General features: G+C 26.3%; 2 protein-coding genes. Both read left to right on the top strand.

Translation table 11 applies throughout. From position 1 onward, the window contains the following. A partial coding sequence (locus NZ853_11550) for a TM1802 family CRISPR-associated protein (protein ID MCS7206318.1) occupies nt 1-392 on the top strand: 392 nt, incomplete at its 5' end. Next, a partial coding sequence (locus NZ853_11545; protein ID MCS7206317.1) for a type I CRISPR-associated protein Cas7 occupies nt 385-510 on the top strand: 126 nt, incomplete at its 3' end. The genes NZ853_11550 and NZ853_11545, both read left to right, overlap by 8 nt.

Genomic DNA, 510 nt, shown 5'->3' with positions numbered 1-510 from the left:
AAATAGAAACTTTTTTTGATGAGTATAAAAACACTTTTCTTACACCAGTTCATAAAGCTGTTTTTCTTTTAGGTGTTCTTGCTAAAAAACTTATGATAATCCAATTCCAAGAACGAAGTAGTACACCTTTTTATAAAAATTTTAAAGGTCTAAGGTTAGAGGAAGAAGATTTTAAAAGTTTATTGCCCAAAATTATAAATAAACTTGAAGAATATAAGAAAAATTATTATTCTAATTTAGAAGAATTGATTTCATTATATTTTTTAGAAGCTGGCAATGGTTGGAAAATTAGCAATGAAGAACTTAATTTCTACTTTGTTCTTGGGATGTGTCTACATAAAAAAGTTTCTGAAATTTTAAAAATAGAAAAGGAGGAACAAAAAGATGAATAAAAAAGATGAAAATGTTAAAAACAGATCAGAATTAGTTTTTATATATGATGTAACAGATGCTAATCCTAATGGAGATGTTGATGAAAACAGACCAAGGATTGATGACGAAACCAGAGTT

The sequence above is a fragment of the Leptospiraceae bacterium genome (assembly GCA_025059995.1).
Classification (GTDB): Bacteria; Spirochaetota; Leptospiria; order Leptospirales; family Leptonemataceae; genus SKYB61.
Note: the sequence above shows the minus strand (reverse complement) of the source record. Positions and strands in the feature narration are given on the sequence as shown.